Genomic DNA, 14,907 nt, shown 5'->3' with positions numbered 1-14,907 from the left:
TTTTACTATTCGCTATGCCTCGTACCATGCTGACAGATCAACACTGGCAAAAGTTGAAAGTTATTCTGCGTAATTTATCCATTCACCACAACTCAAATTTACGCAATTTTATTGAAGCTATTCTCTATAGAATTAGAACAGGCTGTCCGTGGCGAGATATTCCTTGCTGTTTTGGTCATTCAAACTCTATTTTCAAACGTTTTAATCGTTGGTCAAGCAGCGGTAAGTTACTTAGATTATTCAAATTACTAGCCTCATGCCCCGATATGGAGTGGATTTTTATTGATGGCTCTCATGTACGTGCTCATCAACATTCTGCCGGCATAGCGAATCAATCTATTTCTAAAAGTGCAGGAGGAAACTCCTCAAAAATACATTTGATTGTTGATGCACATGGCAATCCTATTGATTTCATGATTACCGATGGAACCACACATGATGTTAAAGTTGCACCTGATTTAATATCAACATTAGATTTAAAAGAGACAAAAGTGGTATGTGCAGATAAAGGCTATGATTCAGAACCACTGCGTGAACAGATCAGGAACACAGGGACTAAAGCGAATATACCAAAGAAAACGAATAGCCAATCGAACAATGACCATATGGACTGGTATTTATATAAAATCAGGCATTTAGTTGAAAATATGTTTTGTAGATTAAAGCAATTTAGAGGAATAGCTACTCGATATGACAAGCTCAAAAGAAATTATCAAAGTTCTGTTGCTTTAGCCTGAACCGTACCGGGTTTGTCGGAGACCAACTTTCCTGAGATGAGAAGCATTGCTTCTCAAGCGACATTAAATTGGGTAGATTGGTTCAATAAAAAGTATGTACACAGTGCACTGGGATATGTATCGCCTTTTGAGTTTGAGGCAATGTACTATGATAAGATTAACCCGTTAGGTCAGGTGGCCTAACTTAAATAAAAAAATCTCCGATAAATCCGGTAAGGTTCAAAATGCGATTTATGGCTTTTTTATGTAAAAAAAAGTAATATTTGTTTTATTGTTAAATTATAACAATTAGTATAAATACACCTATGATTTACAGATAAAAAAGGTAGTTAAATGAAATATTTTTTAAGTTTAACTTTGTTAGTTTTAGCAATGACTGGGTGTACTTCGAGTCCAAAGACTGAAACTTTACAAGATAAGGCTACAAGCAATACTTCAGCTGATACGCAGGTCCTTAAATTTTCTGGTCCGAATGGTTTATTAATTTTTCTGAAATCATCGGATAACTTTGAAACTGCTTTAATGACTGATAACTCAGGCATGGTATATCGTTTAAAGCAAACAGTTGCTGGTAGTGGTATTCGTTTAGCTAATAATAATGGAGTTTCAATTCACTTTAAACGTGGTGAAGGGGTTGTTGAATTTGTAAAAGACCAGCCAATCAGCATTACTGAAGTAAAATAATAAGGTTTAAACTTTAAGAGAACCCCACACCATAATCTGCATACCGAAAGTTGGACACTATTCCTTGAAATGTGGTCAAACATGATCAAGGACTAATTCGCACTCTGTTAATGGGTGAATTCAAACATGAGGTGCGACAGTTTCAAAAGCCTTATGATAATCTGTGTGATTCATAGACATCACTTCAATATAATGGGTGTCTATGAACAGAGAAATTCAACAAAGACTCGTATGGGTTAAATTATTTGAAGAGACCAATAATACTGGCCTGGTTTGTCGGAGATGTGGCATTTCTAGACCAACTTTACGCAAGTGGTGGAAACGATATTCTGAACAAGGTATTGATGGATTAAGTAGTCATAGTAAATGTCCCTTAAAATCGCCAAATACTAAAATCAATGCTGAGCTAGAAGCTTTAATATTGGAAATGCGCTCAGCTAGAAATCTTGGTGCTCGACGTTTGCAAACCGAATTAATGAGCTGCACGGAGTCTCGTTGTCCTTGGCGACTATCCATAAAGTACTATCCACCCATTAAGTCAAACCGATTAAAAAATTCCGTCGTAAAGTAGATTACATTTGTTATGAACGTCCATTACCAGGCGATAGAATTCAAATGGATACCTGTAAACTGGGTCCTGGACTATATCAGTACACATCTATCGATGACTGCACACGATATCGCGTTTTAAGGATATATAAACGCCGAACAGCTGCGAATACACTCGACTTTTTAACTGTGTAATTGAAGAAATGCCTTTTCCCATACAGCGAATACAGACCGATCGTGAACGAGAATTCTTTGTTGAAAAAATACAGAAAAAATGATGCAGTATGGGATCAAATTTAGGCCGAATAAACCGGGTTCACCTCATCTGAATGGCAAGGTAGCGCTCACAAAAGACTGATAAATCTGAGTTCTACGCTACTGTAGATATCGATTCAGAGGAAATTCAGAGCAAACTGGCAGAATGGCAGAATGGCAGCATTACTGTAACTGGATGAGACCACATTCAGCTTTGCAAGGTAAAACACCGATGGAAAGGTACTTTGAATTATGTGAAGAAACTCCTTTCTTAGATGAAGTCCAGAAGCAATACGCCCCCTCAAATGAACGGATTCAACATGCCAGTTACAAGATGTATTTAGAGATTGCTAAATTGAAACGATCTCTATGAATTACGTATCTATATCATTTTTACTAATATAAAAACATATACGTAAAAATCACGCCCCGTTTAACTGGCAATAGTTTTTGAACCCTGGTATAAAAGCTTAAAAAAATCTAGCAAGTCTTTATTTAATGTTAATACTCATCCAGTATTGAGGTTTTTTATCTTTTCTTGCCTGTGATCTAGGTTGTAATACTCTAATTTCATACTCACCTGAAGCAGGTAAAATATAAATACCCTTATCATCAAGCTCTGGAGAATATTCTCCAAGATTGATGGAGTCTTTTAATTGATTACCCCATAAGTAAGCTTCAACATTTCCTCCAGTCAACTTCACTTTTAACTTTTGCCCTTTTTTAGCATAAAATTTGTAGGAATCATACTTGTATCCATCTATCCTTCCGTAATAATTTGCAGAGTGAGCTTTTTTAGCAAATTTAACTACAATAGTCTTTCGTATATCATTGTTATCATTTGCAAGTACGACAGGGCTAACTATAGTTAAAGTTAGGGCTATCAAAGCGCCAGCTAGTAATTTCGTATTCGCTATTTCCATAATAAGGTTACCCTAATTCTTGTATCGCTCCTGACGTAATAACATAACTAATAAGTAACCATGAATCATAGAGCAGAAATGTGAATAGTCATAACATGGGGCTGCACTTCAAATGCCAATTTAAGACTTGCAAAATCAATGGTTAATTAATTGGTTACTAGGGAATAACCAATCTAAATATAAATTTTATTTAACAATTACTTATAAAAATATGTGATGCGTATGATACGCATCATATGAATATCGCTTAAATTTGCTATAATTCAATTGAGCAGTGCCATTTGTGGTTAGGTTAAAAATTCATGAGTCTTACTGAAATTAAGGTACGTCAAGCTAAATCAAAGGAAAAAATCTATTTTCTGGCAGATGATGACGGCTTAAGTTTGAAGGTAGAACCAAACGGACGTAAATCTTGGAGTTACCGCTATTCACTTGCAGGGACAAATAAACGTCCTCGCATGAAGTTGGGTGAATATCCTGTAATGTCCTTGAAAGAGGCCAGATCAGTCCGGGATGAATATAAATTTAATAATTATGAAAATAAACCACTGCATAAAAAATACATCAAAACTTTTCAGGATATTTGTGAAGAGTGGTTAGAATTTAAAATTAAAAATTCCTTTGAAGATGAACCACGATGCGGTGTAATTCAGCTCGCAAAAAAATGTTTAGATCAGGATGTTTATCCAAATATTGGACTAATCCCATTTATTGAAATTAAAAGATATGATCTAGTTAAGATTATTAAAAAGATAGAATCTAGAAATGTAAAAGAACCTGTAAAGAAAGCCTATAGTTATTTAAATCAGATTTATGATTATGCGGTAGCGATGGGGTATTGTGAATATAATATTGCACATGGACTTCATAAAATATTAGTCAACAATAAGATTAAGAAAAACTATCCTCATTTGAATTCAGATGAACTATCTAATTTCTTAGCTAAATTAAATCAGATTAATACAGATCCTATTATTAAAAAAGCCCTGTTATTTAAATTATATACAGGCGTCCGTGGTGGAGAATTATTGCTTTGTGAACCACATCACTTCGATCTAGATAAAAAAATATGGAAAATACCAGCCTTACATATTAAACAATATAGAAGAAAGGTTATTTTAGGTCATGATATCCCTGATTTTTTTGTTCCACTATCTGATCAAGCACTTGAAGTTGTGAAATCAGCACTCGTTTGGTCTCATGGCGAGAAATATGTGTTTTCTAGCCCCCGAAATAATAATAAACCTATTCATTTTAATACCCTGAACTTGATTATCAGAAAAATGGGATATACTAAAAATGAATTAACTTCTCATGGGTTACGATCGACATTTAGTACCATATTAAATGAATCCGGTTTATTTCAATCAAATTGGATTGAAGCACAGCTATCTCATACTGATAAAAATAAAACCCGTGCAAGTTATAATCATGCAGAATATTTTAATCAGCGTATGGAAATGATGCAATGGTGGGGCGATTTTATTGATAGTTGTACTGTAAATTAATGGTTATGAAATCCAAGTTTTAATTAGAATAGGCTTTGTTGCACAAACCTATTCACCGCCATAAATCATTATCTAAAATTGCATCTCGTGGTAAAAGCTCAATGGGCCGGTTCTATGGCTATAAATTACATGTTGTGATGAATCACCTTAGAGAAATAGTCTGTTCACAATAATGATTTCTCTTAACTCGTAAAGTTTATGACGGTGTTGAACGTGTTCAATTGAATCTTAAGCAAGGTAAATGGATAGAAGAGAACTTCATTAAGTCGTATCAAAATATTCTTGAAAAATAGGCATTTCATTTCACATTAGAGCGAGAATCTAATGAGAAAGTTGCCTGATTGAATGTAGTGAATAGATTCATTGCATAATTGTTGACTAAAATTTTCTATATCAGCCTGTTTAAGATTAATCGGGCTGATTCTGTTAGGTCGAATATAATAGCGACCTGCTTTAATCATTTTTATTTGAACTTTATTTTATGTCACAGCTTGCTTCTCATTTTAAGCACAATCAGTTTTGTATTTTGTTGGAATATTTAAGTTCTGCTAAGGGCATTGCCGTACCAATGTCTTTAGCAGAATTTCCATGTGCGATCACTTTGGCAGATCGAGTGCATGCCGATAGTGATTTGCCACCACTTGAATGTGCGAAGACATTTCCTTCATCAGTGGAAAAAATCATCCATTATTCAGGGAAAGGTCGGGATATTACTGATTTTGAGACCTTCTTAAAATTAACTCAAGCTTCGGGACAAAAAAATTTACTGCTTCTCACAGGTGATAAGTTAAAAGGGCATACAAATGGTCAAGATGGAACGAATCGCACCCGATATTTAGAGTCTGTAAATGCGGTCATGGCCGCAAAGTGTTATGGTGGATTTCATATTGGTGTAGCTTTTAATCCCTTTAAATATGCTGAAGCTGAACGTGATGCACAATATTTAAAACTTCACAAAAAGATTAAAGCAGGAGCAGACTTTATCGTTACCCAGTTGGGTTACGATATGGAGGCTTTAAAACAAGCCAAGGCTTTTTTAAATCGTCATCGATACCCACAAAATATACTTGCTTGTGTTATGCCACTTAGTTTGGCACGTGCCAATTTTATGGTGAAACATAAGGTCGCAGGAATTGTGATTACACCACACATGTTACGAGTGTTGGCTCAGGAAAAACAGGATGGACGAACTGAGAATGCTTATAAACGTTGTGCTATACAAATATTGATGTGTAAGTATTTGGGTTTTGCAGGTGTGCATCTTTCAGCATGCCATAAGCCTGAAGAGCAAAAGCTTTTAGAAAAATATATTGAACAATATCGACATTATGGTTTACAGGAACTCGAAGCACTCTGGAATGCACTGTGGCAAGTGAAGACTAAAAATGAACTCGTGCCAGAATTAGCTTATTATTCCCGCCAACTATCCTCTAGCCAGCTTATTAAATATCAGCAATTGCATTTCATGCACAAGGCTCTATTTGAGTCCAAAATTGCCAAAGGTGTGGGGCATTTTATTTTTAAAGCCTCATTCTGGGAAAATGCGCCTGCAGCAAAAGCATTGTTAAAAACTGAATTTATCTCTAAGCAAGGGATCGTGGGTTGTGAAAGTTGTGGTCAATGTAGGTTAGGAGATACTTTATATATTTGCCCTGAAACTTGTCCCAAAGGATTGGCGAATGGTCCTTGTGGTGGTACGACATTGGATCGCTGTGAGTTTGGAGATCGTGAATGCATTCATTCTGTGAAAGCCCGACTTGCCAAAGCCGTGGGACAGACTGACGTTCTAAAAGAAAAACTGATTCCAACTGTACCCATTGAAGTCCGTGGAACCAGTTCCTGGAAAAATTGGTATCTGGCGACTGAAGCTTAGCTTTCATCATCCATGGCATTCGAATAAAATTTCACGCCCAATTTGATGCGATCACGACCTTGGCTCATACGCCAACGGTTGGTATCACGTAAGGAGTATACACAGCCACAATATTCTTGTTGGTAGAATTCTTCCTTCTTGCTGATTTCAAGCATACGAACAGCACCACCATTTTTACGCCAGTTGTAGTCCCAATAGGTGATACCTTCATAATGTGAAGCAGAACGATGCCCACAATCATTGATCTGCTTCATATCTTTCCAACGAGAGATACCCAATGAGCTACTAATTAGGCTGAAGCCATTTTCAGCTGCATAAAGGGCAGTGCGTTCAAAGCGCATATCAAAACACATGGTACAGCGAATACCTTTCTCTGGCTCATTTTCCATGCCTTTGGCACGTGCAAACCAATTGTCTGTATCGTAATCACAGTCAATAAAAGGAATATTATGTTTTTCTGCAAAGCGAATATTTTCTTCCTTACGGATTTCATATTCCTTGACAGGGTGAATATTGGGATTATAAAAAAAGATCGAAAAGTCGATGCCTGATTCAATTAGGGTTTCCATCACTTCACCCGAGCATGGTGCACAGCAGGAGTGAAGCAGAAGCTTGTCGTGACCTGCTGGGAGAGTCAATTTCTGACGTTCAAGTTTGTTTGACATAGTTATATGGGTTTAAATCTAAACCCTATATTTTAACGATTTAATTAGATAGTAAGGATTTGATATACTGATATTTTCTAAGGTTAAGATGAAAGAAATTCACTAATTGAAATTTAATAAGAACTAAAGTATATAAGAGAATAACTACAATAATGCTTTGGAATCAGAACATTGCAAGTTAATCAAGAGTCATTGAATGAAGCTTTAAAATTAAGTGAAGAAATTATTAGTAATATTGAGTTAAGTACCTCTTCTTTATCTAATTGCGCATTAAAGGCGAGTAGATTGGCAAGATTGCTAAATGAATTCGATTACCAAAGAATTTTTATCTTTGAAAGTAGTGGTTATCCTTCAAGCCCAAATGGTTTAACACCCGATATATGGGACTTATGTAAAAAAGCTGGAAGAGTTTTTATAGATAAAGATGGAGAAGGAAAAACCGTAGAGAAAGCTAAGTTAGGGTCAATCGGAGCGATGGAGATTGAATTGGAAGCAATGAAGGATAGTCTAAAAATTGCACATGATCCTAATGTTTCAATAAGTTCAGCTAATCCGAATCAATTTGTTTCATCAGGTGGCACTAGTAATTTTTTAGAAAGAAAGAGTTTAAGAGATGGTATTAGCACGAACTCTCAATTTCTAACTAAACGACAAGCTTTTGTATACGAATACGTGTCTAATAAATATTATGAGCTAAAATATTCAAAAATTACGTCAGATATTTTTTCTAGAACAAGAAAGTTTGTAGACGGAAAAATTGGAGATTTAGTACCATTATCAGCACAAAAATTTGCATCTGTTTATGAGAATTTAACGTCCGAAAATTCAGAGGATTGGTCAAATGCTGTTCATAGTTGTAGGCGAATATTACAAGATACTGCTGATGTGATTTATCCTGCTAGAGAGGATAAGACTATTAATTTAGACAATGGTAAAACTAAAATTATTAAATTAGGTGTGGATAATTATATAAATCGAATTATTGCATATGTTGATGAGCAGTCAGACTCTAAAAGATTTGAGGAAATCGTTGGTTCACAGATGAAATATTTGGGCGAGCGGTTAGATGCTATTTTCAAAGCTGCTCAGAAAGGTTCTCATGATATTATTACTTCTAGGCAAGAAGCTGATCGTTATGTTATTTACACATACTTGATAGTTGGAGATTTATTATCTTTGGTAGAGTTGCAAAAAACATTACCAATTTCAGATAAAGATTTTAGATAGCCGCTTAGCTTACTGAATAACTAAAAATCCTCAGCATCTTTAATTTATTAAGATGAGTATTTCTCATCTTAAGCTGAATTTATATCGTTTTACTCACTTTCTTATTCACGTTTAAATATAGCCATTCAGAAATTTAGCTTTTTATAAAATTTTTAGGTGGCAATCTCCATGAGTACAGCATTTGAGTGTTCAATTAAACGTATCCGTTTTGATGAGAATTATACACCAGCAGAAAGCACACGTTTAACCACAAACTTTGCCAATTTGGCACGTGGGGAAAGCCGTGAAGAAAACTTGCGTCGTACCCTTGCGATGATCAACAACCGTTTTAATAGCTTGGCAACCGTTGATAACCCGAAAGGTGATCGCTATTCACTTGAGATTGACATTATTTCTGCGGAAATTGATATTGAAGGTAATGGTCAAACTTTCCCATTTATTGAAACACTTAAAAGTGTTGTGATTGACCATCAAACAGGTGAGCGTATTGAAGGCATGATCGGCAATAGTTTCTCATCTTATGTGCGTGATTACGACTTCAGCGTGGTATTGCCACAATTGGGTTGTGGTGTAGGTGAAAAACCTGAAGATTTTGGCAATCTACATGGCAAGCTTTATCAACATTTAGTCAATTCAGATGTATTTAAAGCAGAATTTAAAAAACAACCTGTCATTTGCTTAAGCGTTTCAACCTCTAAAACGTATTTCCGTACAGCCAACGTACATCCTATTTTGGGTGTGGAATACAAAAATGATGAATATTCACGTACCGATGAATATTTTGCCAAAATGGGTTTACGTGTACGCTACTTTAAACCAGAAGGTGGTAATGCACCATTAGCATTCTATTTCGCTGGCGATTTAGTCCGTGATTATACTGATTTTGAATTGATCAGTGCTATTGCGACCATGGAAAGTTTCCAACGGATCTATCGTCCTGAAATTTACAACACCAACTCTCCTGCAGGTGTGGTGTATCAACCAAGTCTAAGCTATGGCGATTATTCACTTACACGTGTGGTCTATGACCGTGTGGAACGTGGTGAGCTTGCAGTTAAACAAGGTAAATGGACGGAAGAAAACTTCATTAAGCCTTATCAAGACATTTTAAATGAATGGGCTGCAAATTTCGAAGTCGAAACAGCTGCTTAATCCATTAAATTGATAAACAGATTTACGAATTTAGACAAAGAAGATTAGACATGGCGCTTACACAACCGAAACTTTTACTCCCAACTTCAACTGCGGGTAGCTTGCCAAAACCGTCTTGGTTAGCTGAACCTGAAAAATTATGGTCTGCATGGAAGCTTGAAGGCGAAGAATTATTAGAAGCTAAACGTGATGCTTTGAAATTATCATTACATGAGCAAGTCACTGCAGGTATCGATATCGTGAGTGATGGTGAGCAAACCCGTCAGCACTTTGTAACCACGTTTATTGAACATCTTGAAGGTGTAGATTTCGAAAAGCGTGAAACCATGCGTATTCGTAATCGTTATGATGCAAGTGTACCTTCAGTTGTGGGTGAAGTTTCTCGTAAAAAAGCAGTGTTTGTAGACGATGCGAAATTTTTACGCAGCCAAACCAGTCAGCCAATTAAATGGGCGTTGCCTGGTCCAATGACCATGATTGATACACTTTTTGACGGACACTACAAGAGCCGTGAAAAACTGGCTTGGGAATTTGCCAAAATTTTGAACCAAGAAGCTTTAGAACTTGAAGCAGCAGGCGTAGACATTATCCAATTTGATGAACCTGCGTTTAACGTATTCTTTGATGAAGTGAATGACTGGGGTGTACCAACCTTAGAACGTGCACTTGAAGGTCTAAAATGTGAAACTGCAGTTCATATTTGCTATGGTTACGGCATTAAAGCCAATACAGATTGGAAACAAACTTTAGGTAATGAATGGCGTCAATACGAAGAGTCATTCCCGAAACTACAACAATCTAAGCTCGATATTATTTCACTTGAATGCCAAAACTCACGTGTACCAATGGATTTGATTGAATTGATCCGTGGTAAGAAAGTGATGGTGGGTGCCATTGATGTAGCAACTAGCAAAGTTGAAACTGCAGAAGAAGTGGCGAATACCTTACGTAAAGCACTTCAATTTGTTGATGCAGATAAACTCTATCCTTCAACCAACTGTGGTATGACACCACTTTCTCGCCAAGTTGCACGTGGCAAGCTTGAGGCTTTAAGCGCAGGTGCTGCCATTGTTCGTAAAGAGCTAGAAGCTTAATCAAACGTAGTCTCGTGCGAAGCAGGGGCAAATTATTGCAAGATGATTTGTTCTACTTAAAGCACGAGCACGTGATATGTACATTTGAGATGAAAGAGATGATTGAAGCAACAGACTTTAGAAATGCAATGTCTTTACTCACCACAGCAGTGAATGTTATTACGACTGCGAGTAAAGCAGGTATGCATGGATTTACTGCATCTGCCGTATGTAGCGTGACGGATACACCGCCAACGTTATTGGTCTGTATGAATCAATCCTCCCGTTCACATGCCCATTTTGTTGAAAATAAAGTCTTGGCTGTAAACGTACTAAGTACTCAGCATGAACAGCTTTCAAATGCTTTTGCTTCAAGTAAATTCAGTTCTGAAGAGCGTTTCAACTTAGGTGAGTGGAGTGCGTTGGAAACTGGTTCACCTATTTTGCAAGATGCCTTGGTCAGTTTTGACTGTGAAATTCAGGACATTCAGCAAGTGGGTACACACAGTATTTTCATGTGTCGTGTGCTTCAAGTTCAACAAAGCGATCAAGAAGAAAGCCTGGTGTATTTTAACCGTGCTTATCATCAAGTGGGTCAGTTGGAACACGCTTAATTCAACGCCTTAATCCTTTCATTTTTTAAAGTTAGTCTATTGTGGAACTTATAACCTTTTTAGTCATCGGTGCTTTTGCTGGTTTTGCAGCAGGGCTGTTTGGTGTCGGCGGTGGTACGATTATTGTGCCACTGCTTTTTATTGTCTTTACTCAAATGGGTTATGACCCCGATGTGGTTATGCACCTCGCATTAGGCACATCTTTGGCAACCATTGTTGTAACCTCGATTAGCTCATTGATGGCGCATCATAAAACTGGTGCTGTGATTTGGCCTGTTTTTAAAAATCTAGCGCCACCTATGGCGATTGGTTGTTTTTTTGGGGCAGGTGTTGCTGGTTTGATATCAGGATTACATCTACAAATCATTGTTGGCTTATTTCTGATTTGGGTCGCATATACGATGTTTACAGGTGCCAAAAAAGCAATTGACCCAACGAAAACGTTACCCTCATCAGGTCAACAAGTTGCTGCAGGTAGTGTGATTGGGGTTGCATCAGCAATCTTTGGTATTGGTGGTGGAAGTCTGACGGTTCCATATCTGAATCGCTATGGTGTGGTCATGCAGAAGGCTGAACCGTACCGGGTTTGTCGGAGACTCAATATTCTGAGATGAGAAGCATTGCTTCGCAAGACGTAGCGAAGCGTAGTGTCCCGATGACAAAATTAAAATATACCCCTGAAATCAGAGAAAGAGCGGTTCAATTATTGATTGAATCTGAAAAAGATTATCCTTCTACTTGGGCTGAAATCACAGCAATTGCGCCTAAGATTGGTTGTACTCCTGAAACACTTCGTGCCTGGCATCAAAAGCATTTAGATCAGCAAAATCCTATTAAAGTACAACAGATATCTGATCAAGAAAAAATGAAGCAAATGGAACGTGAAATTAAAGAATTAAAGCGTGCCAATGAAATTCTACGTAAAGCAGCCGCTTTTCTCGCCCAGGCGGAGCTCGACCGCCCACACAAATAATGGTGGATTTCATCCATAACAATAAAGACTTATATGGTGTTGATGCGATTTGTAGGATTTTACCGATCGCAGCTTCAACCTATTACCGGACTCTAGATCTCTGCGAAAATCCAGAACATCGAGCAAAGCGAGATTTACATGACTTGCATCATGCTGAGGAGATTAAACGAATTTGGAAGGAAAGTTCAGGTCGGTATGGTGTACGTAAAGTCTGGCAAAAACTGAAACGTGAAGGCTATATTATTGCACGCTGTACTGTTGCTCGATTGATGCAAAAGCTAGGTATACAAGGTGTTTGGCGTGGTAAGAATAAACAAACCACCCGTAACCGAGATGACCAAAAACGGGCAGATGATTTAGTGAAACGTAATTTTAATGCTGATCATCCAAACCAACTATGGGTGGGTGACTTTACCTATATTCAAACTCATTCAGGCTGGGTATATACCGCATTTGTTATTGATGTGTTCTCACGAGCAATAGTTGGATGGAAAGTATCTACACGAATGAATACAGATATGGTGCTCGATGCATTGGAGCAATGCATTGCACGATCGAGGCATGCCAAAGAATGTGATTCATCATTCCGATAGAGGTGTTCAATATCTTTCTATTCGCTATACCAATCGTTTAGAAGCTGCAAATTTACGAGCATCAGTCGGTACAACTGGTGATTCATACGATAATGCTCTGGCTGAAACGGTGAATGGCTTATACAAAACAGAGGTGATTGAATATCTAAAAGCAGATTGGCAAGGTTTAGCAGATGTACAACTTGCAACACTAAACTGGGTAGATTGGTTCAATAAAAAGCGTGTACACAGTGCACTGGGTTGTATCACCTTTTGAGTTTGAAGCAATGTACTATGACAAGATTAACCCGTTAGGTCAGGTGGCCTAACTTAAATAAAAAAGTCTCCGACAAACCCGGTACGGTTCAACTTGTGATTTGAATCTGCTGTTTTCAAAATCTGTTTTTCAGCTCGTTATGCAACAAAGCCGAACCGAATTAAAAATAGAAATGTAGTTGAGCTGATGCTTGCTCATTTCTTTATTTTTAGTAATTGAGGTGAACATACTGTCAGTACATGGTAGTTATAAGTAACGTGTAACTTTGTTCGCACAAAGATTTGAGTTATGCCAAGTGATGGATTGATTTGTACTTAAAATTTTAAGCTTATCCACTTGCTTTGCAAGCCACTACACTTTATTTACAATCCTATGTTGTGGAAGTAAGGGATCTTGTACTCGCCCAGTATGTTCAACTTGATTATATCTAAAGGACTATTAGGCTTCAATCAAATCAATTTTCCAATTATTCGACTGAATTAACACATTTAAATCACGTAATTTAAGACTAATATCATCAGCTTGTTTTTGTAATGATGAAACTGGAATAACTTTATGCCACTTTATTTCCCGCGTACTATAACGATCAGATTCACGAGATGTATTACTTATTGCTGCAGTTAGGGTTTTGTGCTGTTCTACAAATTCATCACGCAAAGTCAATAAAGCAAGTAGAGAACGACCATCATTTAATTTTGTTAAAGCATTAGTTTCATGAATTGCATAACTTAATTTTTGAAATTCTTGAATTAAAGAAAATACTTGTTTCAATAGTTCATTTGGATCTTCAGATGGTTTATCACCATCTTGTACCAATACATTTGCATTGATACGTTGTTTTAGTGAAATAATTTTTTTTTGTTGATCACTTCGAAGTAAGAGAGCTTCTGCTAATTTCATTTTTCACCTATTAACCAATTAGAATTAAGTTTTAAGCAGCTAAGTAATTTTACAAATACTATATCCTCATTCTTTAAAGATCAAAAAAATTGATTTTTTACAATTTTCAGAGGTAGAAGTCTTATATTTTGTCATTAGTCGAAGCTCAGAATTAAGCTAAAGGCCTTTTTTTCAGATGCAGAATCCTTTATCTGATCCTAGACAGTATTATGGACATTCGATCCCTCTAAATTCTTACAATATTTTTGTTCAAAGGCTTCAGGACTTAACCAGCCATTTGCAGAATGTATTCTGATTCGATTGTAATAAATCTCGATATAGTCGAACAGGACAGCATTCGCTTCTTTTCGAGTGGCAAACACACTGCCATGGATTACATGACCTTTCAATGTATGAAAGAAGCTTTCAGTCACTGCATTGTCCCAACATGAGCAGTGTACTGCGCAAGACTGCCTGACATACTTTGAATAAAGTTATTCGTCAATAATAGCGCTCTAAAAGCACGACTACAGTACTGACTGCCTTGGTCAGAATGAACCATAACTCCTGTTGAATAAGCTTTTCATGCGCCAAGGTTGGTCCGAAACCATGCAGTTGATCAGAAACAATATTGAGGCACTTGAGTCTGAGTTCTTCAGAAAGCCTGGAATTGCTGGTTTGGCCACGACCCGTATGGGCTAATACAGCTGGACCTTGAACTTTGTATTTCTGCAGTAAGCGTCTGACCTGACATTCTGAAATATGAAGTAGAAGTAGCTGAGCAGCCTGGGATTGAGTTATGCGTTGATCGCAGATTTCCTGCAAGACCGACAATCGTTTAAGTTCTTTATCCGACATAGACACCAACATATCAAACCGTCCGCTAAGGAAATTGCAAAAGTGCACATTCTAAAAGCGGACATTTCTATTTTGGGCTTACAACACT

11 protein-coding genes, 8 pseudogenes and 1 other annotated feature are annotated in these 14,907 nt (G+C 37.0%); of the genes and pseudogenes, 14 read left to right on the top strand and 5 right to left on the bottom strand.

All coding sequences use genetic code 11. The annotated features are described in order from the left end of the window. Positions 1–14 precede the first annotated feature (14 nt). The 4 genes and pseudogenes from I6L24_RS15340 (at position 15) to I6L24_RS15330 (ending at position 2,598) form a co-directional block, all read left to right on the top strand. Positions 15–737 (top strand): IS5-like element ISAba31 family transposase, encoded by a 723-nt coding sequence (locus I6L24_RS15340; RefSeq protein WP_216986648.1) that lies wholly within the window; start codon positions 15–17, stop codon positions 735–737. A 57-nt stretch (positions 738–794) separates the two neighbouring features. Further along, positions 795–920, top strand: a pseudogene (locus I6L24_RS16790) (IS3 family transposase); the annotation flags it as partial. 150 nt (positions 921–1,070) lie between these two features. Further along, positions 1,071–1,421: a hypothetical protein gene (locus I6L24_RS15335; protein ID WP_004281821.1), complete on the top strand. Its 351-nt coding sequence runs from the start codon at positions 1,071–1,073 to the stop codon at positions 1,419–1,421. 202 nt (positions 1,422–1,623) lie between these two features. Beyond that, a pseudogene (locus I6L24_RS15330) lies at positions 1,624–2,598 on the top strand (IS481 family transposase). Positions 2,599–2,716: 118 nt separating this feature from the next. Here the strand turns inward: I6L24_RS15330 and I6L24_RS15325 are convergent. Continuing rightward, positions 2,717–3,148 carry a PPC domain-containing protein gene (locus I6L24_RS15325; protein ID WP_004281816.1) on the bottom strand — a complete coding sequence of 144 codons (432 nt, stop codon included), beginning with the start codon at positions 3,146–3,148 and terminating at the stop codon, positions 2,717–2,719. 302 nt (positions 3,149–3,450) lie between these two features. Between I6L24_RS15325 and I6L24_RS15320 the strand changes: the two genes are divergently transcribed. The 4 genes and pseudogenes from I6L24_RS15320 (at position 3,451) to I6L24_RS15305 (ending at position 6,529) form a co-directional block, all read left to right on the top strand. After that, the gene (locus tag I6L24_RS15320; RefSeq protein WP_216986647.1) at positions 3,451–4,656 is read left to right on the top strand and encodes a tyrosine-type recombinase/integrase; all 1,206 of its coding nucleotides are present in this window, start codon (positions 3,451–3,453) and stop codon (positions 4,654–4,656) included. Between the two features lie 50 nt (positions 4,657–4,706). After that, positions 4,707–4,823: pseudogene (locus I6L24_RS15315) on the top strand (transposase); the annotation flags it as partial. 24 nt (positions 4,824–4,847) lie between these two features. Beyond that, positions 4,848–4,949 (top strand): annotated as a pseudogene (locus tag I6L24_RS15310) (putative oxygenase MesX); the annotation flags it as partial. A 188-nt stretch (positions 4,950–5,137) separates the two neighbouring features. After that, on the top strand, positions 5,138–6,529 hold the full coding sequence (locus tag I6L24_RS15305) for a methylenetetrahydrofolate reductase C-terminal domain-containing protein (protein WP_004733169.1): 1,392 nt from the start codon (positions 5,138–5,140) through the stop codon (positions 6,527–6,529). On the opposite strand, the gene I6L24_RS15300 is transcribed toward I6L24_RS15305, so the two are convergent. Then, a complete protein-coding gene (locus I6L24_RS15300; RefSeq protein WP_004647714.1) occupies positions 6,526–7,194 on the bottom strand; it encodes an epoxyqueuosine reductase QueH in 669 nt (222 codons plus the stop codon). The two genes, I6L24_RS15305 and I6L24_RS15300, sit on opposite strands and share 4 nt — an antisense overlap. 171 nt (positions 7,195–7,365) lie before the next feature. Between I6L24_RS15300 and I6L24_RS15295 the strand changes: the two genes are divergently transcribed. From I6L24_RS15295 to I6L24_RS15270, 6 genes and pseudogenes are all read left to right on the top strand, one after another. Next, positions 7,366–8,421: an AbiTii domain-containing protein gene (locus I6L24_RS15295; RefSeq protein ID WP_004733168.1), complete on the top strand. Its 1,056-nt coding sequence runs from the start codon at positions 7,366–7,368 to the stop codon at positions 8,419–8,421. 168 nt (positions 8,422–8,589) lie between these two features. Continuing rightward, complete coding sequence (locus I6L24_RS15290; protein ID WP_004733167.1) at positions 8,590–9,573, top strand: putative oxygenase MesX; 984 nt, start codon at positions 8,590–8,592, stop codon at positions 9,571–9,573. A gap of 50 nt (positions 9,574–9,623) precedes the next feature. Beyond that, entirely contained in the window at positions 9,624–10,667 is a 1,044-nt protein-coding gene (locus I6L24_RS15285) for a methionine synthase (protein WP_004733166.1), read from the top strand. A gap of 98 nt (positions 10,668–10,765) precedes the next feature. Continuing rightward, positions 10,766–11,260, top strand: a complete 495-nt coding sequence (locus tag I6L24_RS15280) for a flavin reductase (RefSeq protein ID WP_005093807.1) — start codon at positions 10,766–10,768, stop codon at positions 11,258–11,260. Between the two features lie 41 nt (positions 11,261–11,301). Further along, positions 11,302–11,832 (top strand): annotated as a pseudogene (locus I6L24_RS15275) (sulfite exporter TauE/SafE family protein); the annotation flags it as partial. Positions 11,833–11,915: 83 nt separating this feature from the next. Next, positions 11,916–13,134: pseudogene (locus I6L24_RS15270) on the top strand (IS3 family transposase). After that, positions 12,191–12,307, top strand: a sequence feature (AL1L pseudoknot). It overlaps the preceding pseudogene by 117 nt. Before the next feature lie 386 nt (positions 13,135–13,520). Here I6L24_RS15270 and I6L24_RS15265 read toward each other — a convergent pair. The 3 genes and pseudogenes from I6L24_RS15265 to I6L24_RS15255 form a co-directional block, all read right to left on the bottom strand. Then, a complete protein-coding gene (locus tag I6L24_RS15265) occupies positions 13,521–13,982 on the bottom strand; it encodes a DIP1984 family protein (protein ID WP_004647839.1) in 462 nt (153 codons plus the stop codon). A 197-nt stretch (positions 13,983–14,179) separates the two neighbouring features. Further along, positions 14,180–14,544: pseudogene (locus I6L24_RS15260) on the bottom strand (IS3 family transposase); the annotation flags it as partial. After that, a pseudogene (locus tag I6L24_RS15255) lies at positions 14,538–14,819 on the bottom strand (ISNCY family transposase); the annotation flags it as partial. The pseudogenes I6L24_RS15260 and I6L24_RS15255, both read right to left, overlap by 7 nt. Positions 14,820–14,907: the final 88 nt, after the last annotated feature.

Origin of the sequence: Acinetobacter lwoffii, from assembly GCF_019048525.1 — a bacterium.
Classification (GTDB): Bacteria; Pseudomonadota; Gammaproteobacteria; order Pseudomonadales; family Moraxellaceae; genus Acinetobacter; species Acinetobacter lwoffii_K.
The sequence above is the reverse complement of the archived record's forward strand: the minus strand, read 5'-3'. Positions and strand labels throughout refer to the sequence as shown.

What these genes read in the sequence shown, in the direction of transcription:
- I6L24_RS15340 (WP_216986648.1), top strand. Translation starts at nt 15, where the DNA reads ATGCCTCGTACCATGCTGACAGATCAACACTGGCAAAAGTTGAAAGTT.
- I6L24_RS15335 (WP_004281821.1), top strand. Translation starts at nt 1,071, where the DNA reads ATGAAATATTTTTTAAGTTTAACTTTGTTAGTTTTAGCAATGACTGGG.
- I6L24_RS15325 (WP_004281816.1), bottom strand. Translation starts at nt 3,148, where the DNA reads ATGGAAATAGCGAATACGAAATTACTAGCTGGCGCTTTGATAGCCCTA.
- I6L24_RS15320 (WP_216986647.1), top strand. Translation starts at nt 3,451, where the DNA reads ATGAGTCTTACTGAAATTAAGGTACGTCAAGCTAAATCAAAGGAAAAA.
- I6L24_RS15305 (WP_004733169.1), top strand. Translation starts at nt 5,138, where the DNA reads ATGTCACAGCTTGCTTCTCATTTTAAGCACAATCAGTTTTGTATTTTG.
- I6L24_RS15300 (WP_004647714.1), bottom strand. Translation starts at nt 7,194, where the DNA reads ATGTCAAACAAACTTGAACGTCAGAAATTGACTCTCCCAGCAGGTCAC.
- I6L24_RS15290 (WP_004733167.1), top strand. Translation starts at nt 8,590, where the DNA reads ATGAGTACAGCATTTGAGTGTTCAATTAAACGTATCCGTTTTGATGAG.
- I6L24_RS15285 (WP_004733166.1), top strand. Translation starts at nt 9,624, where the DNA reads ATGGCGCTTACACAACCGAAACTTTTACTCCCAACTTCAACTGCGGGT.
- I6L24_RS15280 (WP_005093807.1), top strand. Translation starts at nt 10,766, where the DNA reads ATGATTGAAGCAACAGACTTTAGAAATGCAATGTCTTTACTCACCACA.
- I6L24_RS15265 (WP_004647839.1), bottom strand. Translation starts at nt 13,982, where the DNA reads ATGAAATTAGCAGAAGCTCTCTTACTTCGAAGTGATCAACAAAAAAAA.